The organism is Bacillus sp. GW823-FHT06A10, from assembly GCF_058795375.1.
Window position 1 is genome coordinate 320713 of record NZ_JBXAHT010000003.1, and the last position, 20942, is coordinate 341654.

Annotated in this window: 16 protein-coding genes and 1 riboswitch; of the genes, 9 read left to right on the plus strand and 7 right to left on the minus strand. The window is 35.8% G+C overall.

All coding sequences use genetic code 11. From position 1 onward, the window contains the following. Positions 1-49: 49 nt before the first annotated feature. From AC1Q8M_RS22450 to AC1Q8M_RS22460, 3 genes are all read right to left on the minus strand, one after another. Positions 50-1174 carry a glycosyltransferase family 2 protein gene (locus AC1Q8M_RS22450; protein ID WP_000083335.1) on the minus strand — a complete coding sequence of 375 codons (1125 nt, stop codon included), beginning with the start codon at positions 1172-1174 and terminating at the stop codon, positions 50-52. Positions 1175-1429: 255 nt separating this feature from the next. Further along, positions 1430-1618 (minus strand): hypothetical protein, encoded by a 189-nt coding sequence (locus tag AC1Q8M_RS22455; RefSeq protein WP_000183241.1) that lies wholly within the window; start codon positions 1616-1618, stop codon positions 1430-1432. A 368-nt stretch (positions 1619-1986) separates the two neighbouring features. Beyond that, positions 1987-2289, minus strand: a complete 303-nt coding sequence (locus tag AC1Q8M_RS22460) for a hypothetical protein (RefSeq protein ID WP_098361570.1) — start codon at positions 2287-2289, stop codon at positions 1987-1989. A gap of 413 nt (positions 2290-2702) precedes the next feature. Between AC1Q8M_RS22460 and AC1Q8M_RS22465 the strand changes: the two genes are divergently transcribed. Further along, a complete protein-coding gene (locus AC1Q8M_RS22465; RefSeq protein ID WP_423191814.1) occupies positions 2703-3851 on the plus strand; it encodes an IS110 family RNA-guided transposase in 1149 nt (382 codons plus the stop codon). 169 nt (positions 3852-4020) lie between these two features. Beyond that, a riboswitch (TPP riboswitch) is annotated at positions 4021-4136 on the minus strand. 71 nt (positions 4137-4207) lie between these two features. Here AC1Q8M_RS22465 and lldP read toward each other — a convergent pair. Next, positions 4208-5869: an L-lactate permease gene (gene lldP / locus AC1Q8M_RS22470; RefSeq protein WP_061660887.1), complete on the minus strand. Its 1662-nt coding sequence runs from the start codon at positions 5867-5869 to the stop codon at positions 4208-4210. Between the two features lie 295 nt (positions 5870-6164). Between lldP and AC1Q8M_RS22475 the strand changes: the two genes are divergently transcribed. Further along, the gene (locus tag AC1Q8M_RS22475; protein ID WP_053563349.1) at positions 6165-6482 is read left to right on the plus strand and encodes a magnetosome magnetite crystal formation protein family; all 318 of its coding nucleotides are present in this window, start codon (positions 6165-6167) and stop codon (positions 6480-6482) included. Positions 6483-6546: 64 nt separating this feature from the next. On the opposite strand, the gene AC1Q8M_RS22480 is transcribed toward AC1Q8M_RS22475, so the two are convergent. Both AC1Q8M_RS22480 and AC1Q8M_RS22485 read right to left on the minus strand, forming a co-directional pair. Next, positions 6547-7038 (minus strand): metal-binding protein, encoded by a 492-nt coding sequence (locus tag AC1Q8M_RS22480; RefSeq protein WP_001139059.1) that lies wholly within the window; start codon positions 7036-7038, stop codon positions 6547-6549. Positions 7039-7088: 50 nt separating this feature from the next. Continuing rightward, on the minus strand, positions 7089-7454 hold the full coding sequence (locus AC1Q8M_RS22485) for a YkvA family protein (RefSeq protein WP_000810378.1): 366 nt from the start codon (positions 7452-7454) through the stop codon (positions 7089-7091). Positions 7455-7999: 545 nt separating this feature from the next. Between AC1Q8M_RS22485 and AC1Q8M_RS22490 the strand changes: the two genes are divergently transcribed. From AC1Q8M_RS22490 to AC1Q8M_RS22515, 6 genes are all read left to right on the plus strand, one after another. Further along, a complete protein-coding gene (locus tag AC1Q8M_RS22490; protein ID WP_097924505.1) occupies positions 8000-9928 on the plus strand; it encodes an LTA synthase family protein in 1929 nt (642 codons plus the stop codon). 511 nt (positions 9929-10439) lie between these two features. Then, complete coding sequence (locus tag AC1Q8M_RS22495; RefSeq protein WP_098511940.1) at positions 10440-11324, plus strand: D-amino-acid transaminase; 885 nt, start codon at positions 10440-10442, stop codon at positions 11322-11324. Positions 11325-11534: 210 nt separating this feature from the next. Continuing rightward, positions 11535-13271: a C40 family peptidase gene (locus AC1Q8M_RS22500; protein ID WP_098511937.1), complete on the plus strand. Its 1737-nt coding sequence runs from the start codon at positions 11535-11537 to the stop codon at positions 13269-13271. 367 nt (positions 13272-13638) lie between these two features. Continuing rightward, positions 13639-14850: a NupC/NupG family nucleoside CNT transporter gene (locus tag AC1Q8M_RS22505; protein ID WP_001051018.1), complete on the plus strand. Its 1212-nt coding sequence runs from the start codon at positions 13639-13641 to the stop codon at positions 14848-14850. Between the two features lie 261 nt (positions 14851-15111). Continuing rightward, the gene (locus tag AC1Q8M_RS22510; RefSeq protein ID WP_000653228.1) at positions 15112-15867 is read left to right on the plus strand and encodes a nucleotidyl cyclase domain-containing protein; all 756 of its coding nucleotides are present in this window, start codon (positions 15112-15114) and stop codon (positions 15865-15867) included. After that, positions 15864-17165, plus strand: coding sequence for a glycosyltransferase family 2 protein (locus tag AC1Q8M_RS22515; RefSeq protein WP_000988751.1), 1302 nt, complete (start codon positions 15864-15866; stop codon positions 17163-17165). The genes AC1Q8M_RS22510 and AC1Q8M_RS22515 overlap by 4 nt, the downstream gene beginning before the upstream one ends. 674 nt (positions 17166-17839) lie before the next feature. Here the strand turns inward: AC1Q8M_RS22515 and opuD are convergent. Further along, the gene (gene opuD, locus AC1Q8M_RS22520) at positions 17840-19354 is read right to left on the minus strand and encodes a glycine betaine transporter OpuD (RefSeq protein WP_001229103.1); all 1515 of its coding nucleotides are present in this window, start codon (positions 19352-19354) and stop codon (positions 17840-17842) included. Positions 19355-20018: 664 nt separating this feature from the next. On the opposite strand from opuD, the gene AC1Q8M_RS22525 reads away from it, so the two are divergent. Further along, positions 20019-20897 (plus strand): cell wall-binding protein EntA, encoded by an 879-nt coding sequence (locus tag AC1Q8M_RS22525; protein WP_000733343.1) that lies wholly within the window; start codon positions 20019-20021, stop codon positions 20895-20897. Positions 20898-20942 lie beyond the last annotated feature (45 nt).

Consider the following 20942-nt stretch of genomic DNA (forward strand, 5'->3'; position numbering starts at 1 on the left):
GTCATTTTTTAATGTTATTGAAAATTATATTAAGTGATTTTTTTTGAATTTATTTATATATCTGATCAAGCTTTTTTAACATTTTTGAAAGATTAGAAGAAAAATTATTTAAATTGAGCTTATGAGCTATTTCATAAGCAGTTTTGTAATCTTCCAACTCAAAAAATAATAATCCTATTAAATCATCAAATGCATATCCATTTTCAAACAGTGATTCTTCTTGATTTAAAACATTGTCTCTAGTATAAATTAGCAACCTAAGTAATTCTTTTTGTTGGGATTTCAATTTTTGAATTTCTTTTATTCCTGTGAGATATATTGCTACAGAACGATCTTCCACAGTTCCCCTCTCGGCACTTTCAAAAAGCATAGTAATATACTTTTCTGCTTCATCATTTTTATTTTTACTTAAATAATAAAAGCCTAAATCCTTAGCAACCTGGTTACTATAAGAGTCATCAGGAAATTTTTTAAAAAAGTTAAGCATTCCTTGTTCATACTCTTGATCAGTCAACATCGGCTTAGCATCTCTATAGTAAAAATAATAGTACCTAGAATTATTGGGATTTTGCTTAAGAATTTTTTCTATTAAAGTTGTGTTCCTGAGTGCTTTATTCTTATTTTTTATCACGACATCTTCATACCCATCATGTTTTACCACTACTTTAGATATTTTTATAGACACTAGATTTAAGCTTTCCTCTATCACAATAGGGTATTCATGAATAACTCCTTCGAATTTAACGGTGTTATCGTTAGGCAGAATTCTACCAGCATTATAAAAAACAGAATCATCTGTATTTATTATTTTCGGTGCAAAAACAATTCTTTCTCTATTGTTAGCATGTTTCAACGTATTTTTAATAGCATCATCAAGATGATCAATACTACCTTTTACTAAAATTTCATCAGAATCTATAAAAAAGATCCAATCTTTACTGGATTTAGAAATTCCAAAATTTCTAGCTTCTGCAAAGTCATCGTTCCAATCGAAATGAAAGATTTTTATATTTTCCATTGTAGCTAAGATACTCAATGTATTATCTGTTGAACCAGTATCAACAACTATTATTTCATCATCTTCTCGTAAGTCCTCATGTATAGCTTCTATACATCTCTCTATTACTCTTTCTTCATTTTTACATATAATGACTATTGAAAATGATTGACTCATTTTATCCTCCTAAAATTAGAATAATCAGATAGTTAAATCACTTTTCTATTATTGTATTATCTTACTTTGAAAAATAGATTATTATTAACAGTATTTATGAAGATATTCTGTGTAATACTGCATTTCGCTACAACTGCTATTGTTACCCGCAATACAGCCTGCAATAGCGATAGGTAACAATTTACTATACAAGGAACAAAATTGACCTGCTCCTCCATATTATTGTATTATCTTACTTTGAAAAAATAATTATTATTAACAGTTATCATGAAGCCATTGTGTGTAATGCTGCATTTCGCTACAACTGCTACTGTTACCTGCCATACAACCTGCAATAGCGACAGGTAACAATTTACTATACAAGGAACAAATGTAACTTGCTCCTCCATTAGATAGCGACGTTTCCATTTCTTCATCTGCTAGTTTACGCAATAAATTAGTCATTACTTTCTCCTCCATTTAGTGATTTAACTATCTTTATTATTCAGAGCTAAAACTCAAAGAGAAAGCTCTTACATTTATTGTAACATTTTTTCCTTAATATGTTAATCTTTTTTCCTTAATATGTTAATCTTTTTCCTTAATATGTTAATATTTTTTTGTTGTCTTGTTAGTTAAAGGGGTACTTAGTATAAAAAATAACCGTAGATAGTAGCACGAACACTGTTCTTGTTATAATTAATTTTTTTCAGAACGTCTATAATCCTCTTTTAAAAAATATATGTAAATATAATAAAAAACGAATGATTAATAGAAATATTCTACACCACTCGTTTTTTATCGGACTTCTTTTTACTGTACTTTTATTTTCTTTATGAGTTATTAGAAAAATAATTGTCTATATAAGTCTTTATTTTTTCAAAATCCTTTTTCATAAATAAGATTGCTGGTACTTCAATTATTGGAAGATTATTTTCATTATCAAAAGATGGACACGGTTTGGGAACTACCAAATAGTCAACTGAGTTTTTATCCCTAATATAATTAATTGAAACATCATAATACTTAGAAAAATATCCCTTCAAATCATCCTGATTCCTTAAAAATGGTAGAGAAAATATTGAACCATAATTTATACCAGCGTCGACAATTAATACAAAACATATTTTTTTCATGATACACCCTCCTCGTATAATAAGTTTTAAGTTAATAACTGTTCCTTGAAAATTAAATAGTTTTTATCTTCAAGAGCTACATCAAAAAAATGATGTATGGGTAAAATTTAGTCTTGGATACTGGGGGATTTACCCAGATAATGGAAGTGTAGAAATGGACCCATCGGGAATATGCTTACTCCTCCTGTAGTTCGACCACGTTAAAAGACTGTGATCCAGACCGAAATGCACTGCATACGCACAAGCTGTATCGGTTTCCTTCACTTACCTCTCATAGTGGTGGGAGGGCAGCTTAGATGAAGGCAATCATTGAATACTCATACGCGAGGTTGTGGCTATGTTTTGGACTCTAGGGAGATCCCACAGTATCCAAGCTCATTCCAAATACTATTCAAAGAAAGGAGCTCCTTTCTTTGAGATTATTCGTAGCTATTGATGTAAGCTCTGAAAAACTTGATGTATGTTTTCTTGACAGTCATGACACTGTTTTGAAAGAAATTTGTCTTTCAAACGATGTGAATGGTGCCAACGCCATTAAGGAGGATGTTCTCCATTTTCACCAGTTGTACAACTATAAAAAAATTGTCATTGGCATGGAATCTACTTCCGTCTATAGTTTCCATCCTTCCATGTTCCTAACGGAAGATAAGGATTTGAGGGCTTTAGACGTGGAAGTGGTCGTACAAAATCCAAAAGCCATCCATCGGTATAAAAAACTCTTTGAAGAAGATAAGACCGATAAAATAGATGCTTTCCGTATTGCCGATTTTTTACGAATCGGGCGGTATAATAAGTTTCTTATCAAGGAGGAAAAATACGTTGCCCTTCAACGTTTAACACGATCTAGATATCAACTCGTTCACCAGCAAACAGAATGTAAGCAACACTTTCTGGAGAACCTTTACTACAAATGTAATACGTTATCGAAAGAGTTAAATACCTCTGTTTTTGGTGCGACGATGATGGAAATACTCTCAGATTCCCTTTCGTTGGATGAAATCGCAGAAATGGATCTAGAAGCACTCGCTACTCTTCTTCAGAAAAAGGGGAAAGGACGCTTTAACGACCCGGAAGATTTAGCGAAAACCATCAAGAAAGCCATACGTGAATCCTACCGACTAGGTAAGGTCGTTCAAGACTCTGTGGACGTTGTATTAGCCACTTATGCACGATTGATTCAAACATTGAAAAAACAAATCAAAGAAATAGAAAAAAGCATTACTGCTTTTTTCGAAGCCATTCCAGAAGCGAGATATTTAACAAGTGTTCCAGGAATTGGAGTCGTATACGCCGCGGGAATCATTGCGGAAGTTGGACAAATTGAACGCTTTGAGAACGAAGCACAATTGGCCAAATACACCGGTCTTTACTGGAAAAAATCGCAATCTGGAAACTTTGAATCGGAACGAACACCCATGACACGAACGGGAAACCAGTATCTTCGTTATTACATGGTTGAAGCTGCCAACTCTGTACAACTTCGTGAAGCTACTTACCGTGCTTATTATTTAGAGAAATATGATGAAGTTCCGAAATACAAACATAAAAGAGCCCTTGTCTAAAGCCGTAACTAGATTCGCTAAATTGTTTTTCAAATATTGAACCAAGCACTTGACTGATTGCTTGTTGAACAACCCTATCCACTACTGTCGGTATTCCCAATTTGCGCATCTTCCATAAAAAGAGCCAGGTCCATAAAAAAATAAGGACCTGGCTCATAAAGACATCATTATGTAAAGCCGTTAACTTCCCTACGCTGGTACGAGCCAGATTAGGTCCAAAGGGTTAAGAAGTTCACGCGCTTCTCTCTCAACCTACGCATACGTTAGGCACCCCTAGTTTATCACTGATTTAATTTTCAATACTTTCCCATCATACACTATAATCTGGAAAATTCAAAATTTATTTCTTTTGTTGTTTATGGAATCATCCACGTTAAATAATAAGCCTGAACATAAGTCATAATCCCTACAATTATTACGAAGAACAAACTATGCTTCACTGTAAAACGGAACAAATCCGATTCTTTTCCAGCAAGACCAACTGCTGCACAAGCAATCGCAATCGACTGCGGGGAAATCATTTTACCTGTTACACCGCCTGTTGTATTTGCTGCAACGAGAAGCACTTCAGATACACCGACTTGCTGCGCTGTAATTGCTTGTAAATTCGAGAACAGTGCATTCGCTGACGTATCAGACCCTGTTAAGAATACACCGATCCATCCTAAGAAAGGTGAGAAGAACGGGAATAGTCCGCCAGTTCCGGCTAATGCTAACGCTAACGTAGAAGATAGACCAGAATAGTTTGCGATAAATGCAAACCCTAGTACGAATCCGATTGATAGAATTGGCATTTTTAATTCACTTAACGTTTCTTTAAATGTCACTACTGCATCTTTTACACTCATTTTCAAAATAAACATGGAAATGATACAAGCAATTAAAATCGCCGTTCCGGTTGCTGATAATACATCAAACTTCAGAATTGCCTCGTAAGGCGTTGGTTTATTTACAATCGGCTCTGCTTTCATTACTAGATTATGCAGACCTGGAATTTCAAACTTAAATACAAGACTTGCTAAAGCCCCTCCTGGAGCGAATAATGCCTTAAAGAAACTTTGGCTCCAAATGACTACCATAACCGTTAATACGATAAATGGAGACCATGCTTTTACTACTTTTCCAAACGTTAATTTCGGCATCGATGCTGCTGTCGTTGTTGCTGCTACTTCACTATTTGCTTGCCCGGATTGATAGATTTCTTTCGGCTGCCAAACTTTTAAGAACAGCGCTAAACTAATTAAACTTACAAGTGCCGATGTAATATCCGGAAGTTCTGGCCCTAAAAATGTCGCTGTAATGAACTGCGTAATCGCAAATGAACTACCCGCTACAAGTAACGCAGGCCACGTTTGTCTTATCCCTTTAAATCCATCCATTAAAAATACGATAAAGAATGGAACAAATAATGATAGGAACGGTAATTGATGCCCAGCCATTTGTCCAATTTTATGTGGATCAATACCTGTTACTTGTCCAGCAACTGTAATCGGAATTCCCATCGCTCCGAACGCCACTGGTGCAGTATTGGCAATTAAACAAAGACCTGCTGCGTATAAAGGATTTAACCCAAGACCCGCAAGAAGTGCTGCTGTAATCGCTACTGGTGCCCCAAATCCTGCCGCTCCTTCTAAAAATGCTCCAAATGAAAATCCAATTAAAATAACGAGTAGACGATGATCGTTCGTAATCGATAATACCGATGCACGAATCACATCGAATTGACCTGTTTTCACAGAAATCTTATATAAAAATACCGACATAATGATAATCCAAGCAATTGGCCATAATCCGTACAAAAAACCGTACCCGGTTGCTGCCATTGCCATCGTGAACGGCATTTTATAAGCGAATAACGCTACTAAAACTGTAAGTACGACTGTAATAAATCCTGCGACATACCCTTTCATGCGGAAAACTGCTAAAGCTAAGAAAAAAAAGATAATCGGAATAAGTGCAACCGCTGCCGAAATCCAAATGTTTCCGAATGGATCATAAACTTGTGTCCATGTGTTCATTGTTCTCTCCCCCTAAAAAATCCCCTTTTAAATAGAATAACCTCATCAATAGGCTATCAGGTCATCATACCTTTAAGCCTAAAATAAAAAAACGTTTAAGAAAACGCTTTCAACAACTTTCATTTATACTGTACCATAACAATTTCTATTAAAAAAGATTTTTTTGAAAATTTTATTATTTAACAGAAAATCTTACAAAATCGTCACGTTCTTGTAATGTTCATCGATAGGAAGTTTGCCAAAATTATTGCATAATAATAGTATAACAACAGAAATTATTCATGAGGTGATATATATGAACGGAAATAAAATATTAGCTGCGTTATCATACTTTAGTGTACTATTTGCCCCTATCTTATTCCCTATTATCGTTTGGATTGTAGGAGACGCTGAAACAAAACCACATGCAAAACGTGCTCTATGGACACACATCATTCCAAGTATCGCTACATTTATCGGCGTAGCCATTTTAGGAATTATGGGCATGGGATCTGAACAAGCAGATATAACACTTGGAATTGGATCAATGATTGTCTTAGCTATTTGCGGAATCATCAGCTTATACTACTTCATCTGGAACATTGTAAAAGGAATTAAAGTACTGAAAGCTTAATTTGAAACAAACGTTTGTTTAAAAAAGGACCCTTGCAAATTGCAAGGGTCCTTTTCCGTTCACTTTATCTTCTGCGTTTCTTCTTTTTTCTCATCATTTTCTTTCGGCGCGTATTCACTTTATCCGCTATAATGTGGAGCGTACTTGCCACAACAATTCCCATTAAGAACGTTACAATTTCAACCTCATGTTTCTTCGCAATTTCTATTAAATTACCATCCAGTGCGATTACATTTAATAGGAATAAAAATGGAGAAAAGACGATTAACATGTACGCAATACGAATCACATCACCAAGTATAATCGTATGCGTAAAGAAAGATCGATGCGGCATTACTTTTTTATAAGGATACCAAAATATACGTAAGAAACCCCATTTGTTATAAGCATTACTGTACGTATCTAAATCCGGTGTTAAAAATGAAGTACCTACTAAAAAACCAATTGCAAAAGTTAATAAAAAATCAAAATTTGTTAATCCATACGAAAAAAGCAAAAACAAAACAACCGGAAGGGATATTAAGTTTATTTTCGTATGCGTTCTTCCTGATGGCATAATGCACTTCCTCGCTTACGTTCGTCCTGTCACCTTATGACAGGTTTCACCTATTGACCTAATTTCTGATCGATAAATGTTGTGTCTATATCCGAACCAAACCATTCTGCCAACTTCACTCGTGCCTTATCTTTCACATCTTCATTGACGTATAACGACACCTGTATTAGTGCGGCCGTTAACGCCCCTAAATCATCCGTATAGCCAATTCCAGCAATGAAATCTGGAATCGCATCAATCGGTGCAATAAAATAAGCAAGTGCTCCAATTACAATAATTTTCACTCGTTTTGGAACATCGGGTCTTTGCAAAACGTAAAACAGTAATAAACTTGTATAAATGACCGACTGCCCTGCTTGCTTTGCAACATGTTTTACTTTCTTCCAAAACGCTTCAACTGAAAATTTTTGTTTCATGTAAAAGCCTCCCTATTTTTAAAAAGAAATAAGCTACAATATGTTATCAGTAAAAGTTCATAGAAATTACACAAAACCTATCAATGAACTTTCATTGTAACAAACAAACTAAAAAAGAACAAGTGTTCGTTAATTTTTACACAATTTCCTTCATATAATAGATTTCTAGATAACCCTTACCCATCTTCGTTTCTTATTTCTCAACAAAGAAAATTTTCACTTCTACTTAACATTCTGCTCTATCTTTGTTATATTTTCTAGTTGACGGACATATAAACGAATGTTAAAGTTTTCTCTGGTAGTGACAAATCTTATACAAAAAATGTAAAATGTTATAGTGTTTCTCAGAAATGAATTTTGTTGTATAATACAGAAATGACGTTATGCTTATGAGCAACAAAAGAAACCAAAAGGGTATGCATAGTTATAGTCGTATATGGGTGAATATAGAACCTTTAATTATGGCCAAGAAAACTATGTATTTTTTATTTTAGCATTTTTCGCTCCAAAATCGACCAAGCCTGATAGAGAAAGGGTGGAAATGAATGAAAGAAACCTTGAAATCACAATTTCAAAATGTGCGTTTCACTGTATTCGTAGCATTAGCCTTATGGCTGAAAACTTACATTATTACACGCACAAGCTTTGATTTAAAACTTGAATCTTTCATGCAAGAATTCATTTTATTCCTTAGCCCATTAGCAGCATCATTACTGCTTGTTGGTCTTGCATTATTTGCAAAAGGGAAAAAACGTAACTATATAGCACTTGGAATTAATTTTGTCTTAACAATCGTTCTTGTTGGTAACGTAATGTTCTACGGATTCTACAATGACTTCGTTACTTTACCAGTACTCGGACAAACATCTAACTTCGGAAGTTTAGGTTCTAGTGTGAAAGAATTATTTAACTACAAAATTATTCTTGCATTTGCAGACATTATCATATTCTTCGTTCTATTGAAGAAAATGAAAAACTTTGCACCTACAGAGCGTGTAGCACGCCCGATGCGTTCTCTATACTTCGTATCAACAGTTGCTATTTTCTTCGCAAACTTAGGACTTGCAGAAGCTGAACGCCCAGAACTATTAACACGTTCATTCGACCGCGTTATGCTTGTTAAAAACTTAGGATTATATGTACACCAAGTATACGATCTTGGCTTACAAGCGAAATCAAGTTCACAAAAAGCATTCGCTGACGGTAGTAAATTACAAGAAACAGAAAACTACGTGAAAACAACACAAAGTAAACCAGATCCAAATATGTTCGGTACTGCAAAAGGAAAAAACGTAATTGTTGTCTCTCTTGAGTCATTACAAACATTCTTAATTGGCGCAACAGTTAACGGACAAGAAGTTACACCATTCTTAAACCAATTTACGAAAGAAAGTTATTACTTTGATAACTTCTTCCATCAAACTGGGCAAGGTAAAACATCTGATGCTGAATTCCTAGTAGATACTTCTTTATATCCACTAGACCGCGGTGCTGTATTCTTCACACACGGTAACAATGAATATACAGCAACTCCAGAAATTTTACGTCAGCAAGGGTATCACACGTCGGTATTCCACGCAAACAACGCAACATTCTGGAACCGTAACATTATGTATCCAGCACTTGGTTATGATCGTTACTACAACGAGCTTGATTACAAGATTACGCCGGAAACAAAATTAAACTGGGGATTAAAAGATATCGAATACTTCGATCAATCTATTGATATGTTGAAAGAAGTGAAGCAACCATTTTATACTCGCTTCCTTACTTTAACGAATCATTACCCATTCACTTACGATGACAGTACAAAATTAATCGACGAATATAATTCTGGTGATGGAGTATTTGACCGTTACATGGTAACTGCTCGTTACTTAGACGAAGCAATGAAACACTTTATTGAGCGTCTAAAAGCAGAAGGTATTTACGACAACTCAGTAATCGTATTCTACGGTGACCACTACGGTATTTCTGAAAACCATAACCGTGCAATGGCACAGTTCTTAGGAAAAGAAGAAATCACTGCATTTGACCATATGAACTTACAAAAAACACCGATGTTTATTCACGTTCCAGGTCAAAAAGAAGGTAAAACAATTTCGAAACCAACTGGTGAAATTGACATTAAACCAACTATTCTAAACTTACTTGGTGTAGATTCTACAAATGACGTTCGATTCGGTCATGATGTATTCTCACCTGATAATAAAGGATTTGTTGTTCTTCGTGACGGTAGCTTCGTTACAGATAAATACATGTACACAAACAGTACATTCTACGACCGTGCTACTGGCGAAGTTGTACAATTACCGAAAGAAGAATCTCAACCACTAATTGATCGTGCCCAAAATGAATTGAACATGTCTGATAAAATCATTGAAGGTGACTTACTTCGCTTCTCTGAAAGTAATAAGATCAAAACTGGTGAAGTAAAAACAGCTATTAAAGAAGAAAAGAAGAGCGCTGAGTAATCTCAGCCTCTTTTTTTATTTTCTTCCATACAACTACTTATATTCATTAACTTTAAAATTACATAACCTTTACCAAATATTCACATAGTGTTAATGAAGAATCTCTATAATAAAATATGTAAACAAGGTTCTACATATTTCTTATCTCTCATCTTTCGTAAGATCCCTTAAAGAAATGTGTAAATCTTTTGTTTCTACTTTCTTATAATTGTCTTTCAACATGTTTTGTTTCCATACACAAAGCATTCAACGAGACAATGTCCCTATGAAAGATAGCTACCCTCCTTGTGCAGCATTCCATAAGAATGTTGCTTTTTTTTATCTAAAAGCAGGATTCTCATTCTTATTTTCGAATTTGTATATACAAAATGCTGTAAAGTGAAACTTTAATCAGCCCTCACCAATCGGGCATTTACGGGCATATGTAGAGAATTACTTACATAAAAATTACTATAGTGATTCTTATCTCGCATGAATGAAAGTTTCACGTTACTTACGTACTTACGAAAGGATGGGACGGAAATTGGCATACGAAAAATTTGTACTTTGGAATGATGAAGTTATTGATACAACAAAACAACAAACGTACATAGAACTTGAAGAAAGAGGTTTGCAGTTCGGAGATGGTGTCTACGAGGTTATTCGCCTATATAAAGGGAACTTTCACTTATTAGATCCGCACATAACGAGATTATATCGATCCATGGAAGAAATAGAATTATCGCTCCCTTTCTCAAAAGCTGAACTCATCACTTTACTTTACAAATTAATTGAAAGAAACCATTTCCACGAAGATGGCACAATTTATTTGCAAGTATCTCGCGGTGTACAAGCTCGCACACATATATTTTCATATGACAACCCTCCGACAATTTATGCCTATATTACAAAAAAAGAAAGACCAGCGTTATGGATCGAATATGGTATACGCGCTATATCAGAACCGGATACTCGATGGTTACGCTGTGACATTAAATCATTAAATTTATTACCAAACGTACTAGCTACTACGAAAGCTGAACGGAAAGGCTGTAAAGAGGCACTTCTCGTAAGGAATGGTATTGTAACGGAAGGAAGCCATTCCAACTTCTTCTTAATTAAAAACGGAACTCTTTACACACATCCAGCCAATCACCTTATTTTAAATGGTATTATTCGTCAATATGTCCTTTCTTTAGCCAATACTCTTCACATTCCTGTACAGGAAGAACTTTTCAGCGTTCGTGACGTTTATCAAGCAGATGAATGCTTTTTTACAGGCACAACGATTGAAATTTTACCAATGACCCACCTTGATGGAACCGCGATTCAAGATGGGCAAGTTGGACCTATCACCAAAAAACTGCAAAAATCTTTTAATCAAATCTTGTTACAATCCAATATGGCATCTTCTTAAACACGAATAATTTCTGTCCTTTCATATTCAATATATGCATTTAAATGGAAATCAAGGTGTAATTTTATGCCTTGATTTTTTTCTTGTAATCTTTTTGTCATATTCAGATTCCTATATAAGTCTTGACAGTAATCGACATGCTCTTTAGAATTTTTAACAGTTGGTAAATATTTCTTCACTACATTACAGACAGAAAGGAATCGACAAATTATGAAAAAGTACCTTGCCGGTCTTGCGGCAGTGTCTGTAGCAGGGGGAGCAGCACCTACACTTGATAGTGTTCAAGCTGCACCTGAACAAAATACACAAAAAGCTGCTACAACTGTCCAAGCTTCTGCATCAAACGACTCATCTTATAAGGTAAACGCGAGCGTATTACATGTTCGTGCAGGATCAAGCACTTCTCACGACATCATCTCACGCGTTTATAGCGGTCAATCACTAAACGTGATTGGCGAAGAAAATGGTTGGTTCAAAATTAACATTAACGGAAAAACAGGTTTTGTTAGTGGCGAATTTGTATCAAAAAGTGGAGCAGCAAACAACAATGTAAGCACAGGTGGAAACAATAAAGTTACTGCTGATGTATTACGTGTACGTACAGCTCCTAACACTTCTAGTTCTGTTTCTGGACGTGTATATGCAGGACAAACATTAAACGTAATTGGACAAGAAAATGGTTGGGTGAAAATTAACCATAATGGACAAGTAGGTTATGTAAGTGGCGAATTCGTATCTGGCGCTTCTTCTAATGGGGGTTCTTCAAACAACAATACGAATAATAACAACCAAGAAGTAAAACCAGCAAGCGGAAACTATACAGTAAATGTATCTTCCCTTCGCGTTCGTACAGGTCCTAGCACTTCTCACACAACTGTAGGTTCTGTTACAAAAGGACAAGTAGTACAAGTTGTTGGCGAAGTTCAAGATTGGTTCAAAATCAATTACGCAGGACAAACTGCTTATATAAGCAAAGACTACGTAACAAAAGGCGGTTCTAACGAAAACGTTACAGAAGGCAACAAACAAGAGCAAAACAATAATAATGGAACTATTCAAACTGGCGGTTCTTACGTAGTTAACGCTACATCTTTACGTGTTCGTACAGGCCCTGCTGCTTACCATAGTGTAATTGGTGGCGTTTTAAACGGTACAACATTAAACGTAGTTGGATCTGAAAACGGTTGGTTTAAAGTAAATTACCAAGGAAAAACAGGCTTTGTTAGTAGCGAATTTGTAAAATTCGTTAAAGGTGGCACTACTACTCCTGAGCAACCAAAACAACCTGAAAAACCTAACCAAGGTGCAATTGGCGACTATTACATTAATGCTTCTGCACTAAATGTACGTAGCGGCGAAGGTACAAATTATAGAATCATAGGCGCACTTCCACAAGGTCAGAAGGTTCAAGTAATCTCTGAAAACTCTGGATGGAGCAAAATTAACTACAACGGTCAAAATGGTTATATCGGAACACGTTACCTATCTAAAACACCAGTTGGAGGCGCAGTAGATAATAAGCCTAACAATAACCAAAATAACAATCAAAACAATAACAACAATAATAATACAGGCAACAATAGTGGCGACAGTTCTTCCGTACTTGCATATGCAAAATCAATGCAAGGTGTACCATACGTTTGGGGCGGAAGTTCTGCTAACGGCGTAGACTGCAGTGGCTACATCTACCACGTATTTAAGAAATTTGGTCATAACATTAGCCGTCAAAGTGTTGCGGGATATTGGAGTAGCCTACCAAAAACTTCAAGTCCACAACCAGGTGACTTAATTTATTTCCAAAACACTTATAAATCTGGCCCTTCTCACATGGGTATTTACCTTGGGGGCGGATCATTTATCCAAGCTGGAGATAAAGGTGTAGCAATCGCTTCATTAAGTAACTCTTATTGGAAGAGCCACTTCTTAGGATACACGAAAGCACCTTAATTAATAGTTTCAAAGCCTTCTAGTTTACTAGAAGGCTTTTTTGTACGATTTCAACACATTACTCCCTTTCCCCTAGCTTTCCCTCTACAAAAATAATGTATCTATTCTTCCATTTCATACACTTTATTCTGCAAAAACAATGCATAACGTTATCATAATGTATATATTTTCATAAAAAACATAACCTATTTCATGTCTATTTATTTTATATGTGTTTTTTTGAAGAATTTTCTTTTTATTTAAACTTTTCATCAGACGTTTGACCTCCGATGTCCATTATGATAAGTTACTTAAGATGTTATATTCGTAAACGTATAGACAACTGGTTTATACACTGTTTTTACTATGAGGAAGGAGCATACACTGCATGAATCTTTTATGGGGAATTGGCGGCGTGATTGGGGTATTAGCAATTGCTTTCTTACTATCTTCCAACCGCAAAGCTATTAATTGGCGCACAATTTTAATCGCGCTAGCATTACAAATGTCATTTTCATTTATCGTATTACGATGGGATGCTGGTAAAGCAGGTTTAAAACACGCTGCTGACGGTGTTCAAGGATTAATTAATTTTTCTTACGAGGGAATTAAGTTCGTTGCTGGGGATTTAGTCAACGCAAAAGGACCTTGGGGATTTGTATTCTTTATTCAAGCACTACTTCCAATCGTATTTATTAGTTCATTAGTAGCAATCTTATATCATTTTGGTATTATGCAGAAATTTGTTAGCGTCGTTGGTGGTGCATTAAGTAAACTTCTTGGCACTTCTAAAGCAGAAAGCTTAAACTCAGTAACGACTGTATTTTTAGGACAAACTGAAGCTCCAATCTTAATTAAACCTTACTTAGCACGCTTAACAAATAGTGAATTCTTCACTATTATGGTAAGCGGTATGACAGCTGTTGCCGGATCAGTTCTTGTCGGCTATGCAGCAATGGGTATTCCGTTAGAGCACTTATTAGCAGCTGCAATTATGGCAGCTCCATCAAGCTTATTAATTGCAAAACTAATCATGCCAGAGACAGAAAAAGTAGATAATAACGTTGAACTTTCTACAGAACGTGAAGATGCAAACGTTATCGATGCAGCTGCACGCGGTGCATCTGAAGGTATGCAACTTGTTATTAACGTAGCAGCAATGTTAATGGCTTTCATCGCATTAATCGCTTTATTAAATGGTCTATTAGGATTAGTTGGATCTTTATTCCATATTAAACTTAGCCTTGATTTAATCTTCGGTTACTTATTATCACCATTTGCAATCTTAATCGGAGTTTCTCCAGGTGAAGCTGTACAAGCAGCAAGCTTTATCGGTCAAAAACTTGCAATCAACGAATTCGTTGCATACGCAAACTTAGGACCACACATGGCAGAGTTCTCTGACAAAACAAATCTAATTTTAACATTCGCAATCTGTGGATTCGCAAACTTCTCTTCTATCGCAATTCAATTAGGTGTAACAGGAACGCTAGCTCCTACTCGCCGTAAACAAATTGCACAATTAGGGATTAAAGCAGTTATCGCTGGTACATTAGCGAACTTCTTAAATGCAGCAGTTGCAGGTATGATGTTCCTATAAACTTATATAGAGTCTTCTCTTTCTACAAGAGAAGACTTTTTTCATGCAATCAAAACGTCTTTTATGTATCTGTTAATCACTTTATCCCAAATATAAGTACATTATGATACAATAATGTTTAGGTCTTTTTATTTTTCTGATGAAAATAGAGATACTACTTGTGGTTGCCCTTCAAAAGAATTTAACGACATGGTCAATTTCTTAATAATTGCGCATACTACAAGTATCTATGGATGAAATAGCTTTAAGGAGGAAAGTTTTGTGAAAGATAAGTTCTATAAAATCCTCTCTATGTGGATTTTACAAATTGTATTTTATTTTACTACTGTACATGTGACGAATTATGAGCATGCGCTCATTTTTACAATAATATACGTAATCGTAAATGTACTATTCTTATTTTTAGCTGACAAAACAGCATTTATTTTCTTCATACTAGGAACCATTATTTCCGTATTTTATTTGTTTTATGAAGCATGGCTTCATTTATGGAGTACATCAGTTCAATGGCAATATATGATTACCCACTTCCTGATGGCAGCTAACTTCTTCATTGTATACATAACAACTCACCTATTGAAAAAAGTGATTCATGAAAATAAAACTTTAACTGAGCGTGTGAGAACGTTGGAACAATATATTGGAGAATCAAAATTACTAACGAGACAAGAATTCGAGAGACGCCAAGCGTTATTAACGACTGCAATGAATCGTCGTAATGAAACAGGCTTTATTGTTTACTTTGATTTCACTTCCTTTAGTAAATATACGAAGGAAAGTGTTATGGACCGTGTAGCTTCCTTATTAGTTGAAACCGTAAGGAATGATTTTGACCTTGCTGCTGAATATGACAATAATACACTAGTTATTTTATTACAAAACACAAATGAAGCTGGTGCTGACATTGTAATGAACCGCCTAAAGCCAAAAATGGAGCAATGGCTTGCAGCTGAAGCAATCCGAGATATAAAAATTTCACGAGAGCAAATTGGAAACAAAGGACAGACATTGTTATGATGACTCTCGTTATACTTCTTTTATTTCTTCTGTTTTGCGTACTCGTTTTTTGGATCAGTATCACATTTTCAATTAAATATGTTCTTATTTTTACGGCCTTTCTATTCTCTGGCTTACTCGTTTACTACTCTTTCTTAACAATTGCGGGCTTAATTCACCGAAATAGTAAACGAAAAGATCGTACATTAGAACATTATCCGAGCGTCGATATTTTCATCCCTGCTCATAATGAAGGGGTCGTTATTAAAGATACTTTAGAGGCAATGGCGAAGATTGAATATCCAGGAAAGCTAACCATTTATCTATTAAATGATAACTCTCAAGATGAAACACCTGAAATCGGCGATGATTTCGACAAAGCTTATGCCCACATTCGTCACATTCGTGTTCCACCCGGTGAACCGAAGGGTAAATCACGTGTACTAAACTACGGCCTTAGTATTTCAGATGGTGAATACTTCTGTGTTTACGATGCAGATAACCAGCCTGAGCCACACGCACTGCGAATGCTTGTAGAGCACGCTGAAACAACTGAAGATGCTGTTGGGGCTGTTGGACATGTTCGTACAGTAAATGAAAAAAGAAACTGGCTGACGCGAATGATTTCGCTAGAATTTCAAATCTTCCAGCTCCTTATGCAATCTGGACGCTGGTTACTATTCCAAACAGGCTCACTGACAGGAACAAACATGCTTCTTCGTCGCTCTGCACTAGAAGAGCTTGGTGGCTATGACCCTTATGCAATTGCAGAAGATGCCGAATTAACATTACGAATTACACAAAAAGGTTATCTCTTACCAATCGTCCCAGAATCAGTTACTTGGGAACAAGAACCAGAGCATTTAAAAATTCTTATTAAACAACGTACACGTTGGCTCCAAGGGAATTTATACATTTTAGAAAAAATGTTCTCGTCATTAAGCTTCTTTAAAGGAAAACTGCTCGTTCATTCCTTACAACAAGTTCTAGTGTATGTTGTATTTTGGCTATTCCTAATCATTTCGAACGTTTGGTTTGTAATTGGGCTACTCGGGATATTCCAAATTCAATATAGCATTCCGCTACTATTTATGTGGTATGTCGCATATATTACATATGTTTCTCAATTATTTAGTGCCCAGAGTGTCGAACGAACCTTTACACCGACTAATATTTTTATTAGCGTTATTATGTACTTTACGTACGCACAGCTCTTTACGTACTTATTTATTCGCAGCTTAATCTTATACTTACGTGCGAAGAGCAAGAAACAAGTCATTGGCTGGGATAAGACAGTTCGATTCAAAAAAGATAAATAAAAATAAGCACAGAGCGCCGTATGCTCTGTGCTTATTTATTGCCGTATAAATTATATATCAGACAATACCCCTTAGCTGAAAGTAATTTCACGTCCATCCCCCAACGAACGATCGACCTTCATTTATATACGAAAAAGTGATTGCTATTTTTGTAGAACCAATTGCTTCTCTTGCTGTTCTTTGCGCGTTTCAGTCTTAGGTTCCGTGCTTTCTTGGACACTACGATGTGCCACACGTTTCAAACAAATATGCTTCCACTTTCTTTCGTAACGTTTCATTATTCTAGATGTCCCCCTTGAATGCGCTTTAAAACTATTTGAAATCGCTTACAGGAAATAATATAGCACATATATATAAACGTGACAACACATTTCCGACATATTTTTGACAAAAATACGAATAGAATTCATAAGGTATCGAATATTGTCGAAATCAATCGTTTTTTCTTCGTATAAAAGGCATACTACTTATATAGTAAAGTATTTTATTTCCCTTACCCGCATTCCAAATTCCTTCTATATAAAGTGAAACTTTAATCAGCACTCACTAATCGGACTTTTACAAGCAGCTCGATTTATTTGCTTTTGTTGAATTTTGAGGTGGGGTTCTTACTGCTCAGCAAATAGAGGGATAAAAAAAGAGCTGATATGAAATCAGCTCTTTTCCTTCTATTATTAATGACGCTTCATACGTCCTTCTTTTTGTAACTCTTTAAATAATGCTGCCATCATAAAGAAAATAACAAAGACGAACGGGAATGCTGCAATGATAGCTGCCGTTTGTAAGGCTTCTAATCCGCCAATATATAATAGCGTAGAAGCTATCGCGGCTAGAACGATACCCCAAATCATTTTAATACGATTTGGTGGGTTTAAACTACCATGTGTCGTTAACATCCCTAAAACGAATGTTGCAGAGTCTGCAGATGTAATAAAGAATGTTGCAATAAGTAAAATACCTAAAACTGATAAAGCTGATCCAAAGCTGCCCATCTGATCGAACATAGCGAATAATCCTACTTCTGTTCCCATCTCTTTCACTTTGTCGAAGATATGTGCATCACCAAACAGCTCCATATGAATACCTGTTCCGCCGAAAACGGAGAACCAAAGTGCACCAATTACGGTCGGTACGAGTAACACACCGATAACAAACTCACGAATCGTACGGCCTCGTGAAACACGAGCAATAAACGTACCTACGAATGGTGACCACGCAATCCACCATGCCCAATAGAAAATTGTCCATGACTGAATCCATTGATTTCCGCCTTCATCCAATGGACTTAAACGGAAACTCATACTTGGCAATTCCTGAATATAAGAACCTATTGTTGAAGTGAAGTAATTCATAATAAAGTTTGTTGGACCTGCAAATAATACAATGATCATAAGTGCAAATGCAAAAATAATGTTCGTATTACTTAAATATTTAATTCCTTTATCAAGACCTGTTTGTGCAGATAACATGAAAAGAACTGTTACGATTGCAATAATAACTAACTGTGTCGTTAATGAATTCGGAATAGATGTTAAATAGCTAACACCACCTGCAATTTGTTTTGCACCGAGACCTAATGATGTTGCAACACCAAACACAGTTGCGAAAACAGCTAACACATCAAATGAATGAGCAATACGCCCGTGTTCCCCGCCCTTAAATAACGGACCTACTGTCGCACTAATCGTACTTGCTTTTCCTTTTCTAAAGGTAAAGTAAGCAATACATAACGCTACAAACGCATATAGTCCCCAAGGATGTAATCCCCAATGGAAAAATGAAAAACGCAGTGCAAGGCGCGCACTTTCCTCAGTTGCACTATCTCCAAACGGAGGTGCGTATAAATGGTTTAATGGTTCGGCAACGCCCCAGAAAACTAAGCCAATACCCATACCAGCACTAAATAACATAGCAAACCATGTCATATAACTATAATCAGGTTCGTCATCATCTTTACCTAAACGAATAGAACCGTATTTCGAAACAATTAAAAAGATAGATACACCTAAAATAATAGAAACGGAAATAATATAAAACCATCCAAACTTACTAACTAATGCCGTTTGAATTGCGGTTGTTACATTTCCTAAGCTACCTTTTCCAATAATAGATTCGGGAATAATCCCCCAAATTGTAAATGCAATACATAATGTTAATGAAACGATGAATGTTTTTGTCAGTTTCCTCATCAAATCCCCCTTCGTAGGTTTCGTTTTTGTAAATAACATAAATTCCGATATGTAAAATCGGATAGAAAACTATAATTTTGCGGTGATGTTCTTACTTTCACCTTCACCAATTCGAATTCTTATGGACAGCCTTACCTTTCGTATAACCTTTTCACTCTGCAAGAGCTACAAGTTAGAAATACTGCTGTCAAATTGTGTGAGAAAAACGCGGATAGGAATGTATTTTCCTAAAAAAGGATGTGTTACATATGTAAAAAAGGGCAAAGTTCTTCCTTGCAACCCTTTCGTTTTGTAACAATTATGCGGTTTTTTTGCTAGTATATAGCACGTGTTTATAGCTTCACAAACAAAATGTTTATGTTTATATAACTATATTACCCATAAAACGGTAAAATACTCAAGGAATGTAATCGTTTAGTAAACATCATGTAATATTCCTGTAACATTCTTATTTACGTCGAAAAAAACATGTTGTATTAAATATTTTGAATATAACCAGAAACCTATGAGTCATATAGAATGAAAAACGCTTTCCTATATTTTTTGTTATATTACAGGATGTTAACGACTGATTACGAATGGTTTGTAATTGTGTGTTTTCCCCAAATCCGAAAAAATCTGTTGCTATAATGAGGACACGAAAACAAACGCAATGGAGGCTATCATGAAAAAATTAATTGGTATAGCAACAGCAGCAGTTTTTGGTCTTGGGATTTTCACATCATCTGCTAATGCAGAAACTGTTGTAACAACAGACGTACTAAACGTACGCGAAAACCCTACTACGGAATCAAAAGTTGTCGGTAAATTACTAAACGGTAATAAGATAGATGTTCAAAATACAGAGAACGGATGGTCAAAAGTTACTTTAGACGGTAAAGACGCATTCGTAAGTGCAGAGTTCACAAAAAGCATCTACTACGTAACAGCTAACGTATTAAACGTACGTGCTGAAGCGAACACAAACTCAGAAATTCTTGGAAAGTTGAAGAAAGACGATGTAATCGAAACAACGAACCAAGTACAAAATGAGTGGTTACAATTTGAATATAACGGGAAAACAGCTTATGTTCATGTTCCTTTCTTAACGGGTACAGCACCTGTAATTGAGAAACAAGAAACGACTGTTCCTGCTAAAGCTGAAGCACCAGCTAAGGCTCAAGCACCTGCAGCACAAGCAAAACCAGCTGCTAAGCCTGCTGTGAAAGCTGCTGAAACTAGCACACCATCTGGTGGTCGTGAGTTAACAGTTGTAGCTACAGCATATACAGCTCACCCGAGCGAAAACGGTGGCACATATGGAGGCCGTGTATTAACTGCAATGGGTCATGATTTAACTGCGAATCCAAACATGAAAATGATCGCTGTTGACCCGAAAGTAATCCCATTAGGATCTAAAGTATGGGTAGAAGGTTACGGAGAAGCTATCGCTGGAGATACTGGTGGCGCAATTAAAGGTAACCGTATCGACATCTTACTTGGATCAGATAGCGCTGCTCAAAAATGGGGACGCAAAACTGTTAAAGTGAAAATTTTAAAATAACCAATGACTGCTAAATTACAAGCCGGTTCTCTTTATTGAGAGCTG

Coding starts and splice junctions, on each gene's coding strand:
- AC1Q8M_RS22450 (WP_000083335.1), bottom strand. CDS start 1,174: ATGAGTCAATCATTTTCAATAGTCATTATATGTAAAAATGAAGAAAGA.
- AC1Q8M_RS22480 (WP_001139059.1), bottom strand. CDS start 7,038: ATGCCATCAGGAAGAACGCATACGAAAATAAACTTAATATCCCTTCCG.
- opuD (WP_001229103.1), bottom strand. CDS start 19,354: ATGAGGAAACTGACAAAAACATTCATCGTTTCATTAACATTATGTATT.
- AC1Q8M_RS22500 (WP_098511937.1), top strand. CDS start 11,535: ATGAAAAAGTACCTTGCCGGTCTTGCGGCAGTGTCTGTAGCAGGGGGA.
- AC1Q8M_RS22525 (WP_000733343.1), top strand. CDS start 20,019: ATGAAAAAATTAATTGGTATAGCAACAGCAGCAGTTTTTGGTCTTGGG.
- AC1Q8M_RS22515 (WP_000988751.1), top strand. CDS start 15,864: ATGATGACTCTCGTTATACTTCTTTTATTTCTTCTGTTTTGCGTACTC.
- AC1Q8M_RS22490 (WP_097924505.1), top strand. CDS start 8,000: ATGAAAGAAACCTTGAAATCACAATTTCAAAATGTGCGTTTCACTGTA.
- AC1Q8M_RS22475 (WP_053563349.1), top strand. CDS start 6,165: ATGAACGGAAATAAAATATTAGCTGCGTTATCATACTTTAGTGTACTA.
- AC1Q8M_RS22505 (WP_001051018.1), top strand. CDS start 13,639: ATGAATCTTTTATGGGGAATTGGCGGCGTGATTGGGGTATTAGCAATT.
- lldP (WP_061660887.1), bottom strand. CDS start 5,869: ATGAACACATGGACACAAGTTTATGATCCATTCGGAAACATTTGGATT.
- AC1Q8M_RS22455 (WP_000183241.1), bottom strand. CDS start 1,618: ATGACTAATTTATTGCGTAAACTAGCAGATGAAGAAATGGAAACGTCG.
- AC1Q8M_RS22485 (WP_000810378.1), bottom strand. CDS start 7,454: ATGAAACAAAAATTTTCAGTTGAAGCGTTTTGGAAGAAAGTAAAACAT.
- AC1Q8M_RS22495 (WP_098511940.1), top strand. CDS start 10,440: ATGGGACGGAAATTGGCATACGAAAAATTTGTACTTTGGAATGATGAA.
- AC1Q8M_RS22460 (WP_098361570.1), bottom strand. CDS start 2,289: ATGAAAAAAATATGTTTTGTATTAATTGTCGACGCTGGTATAAATTAT.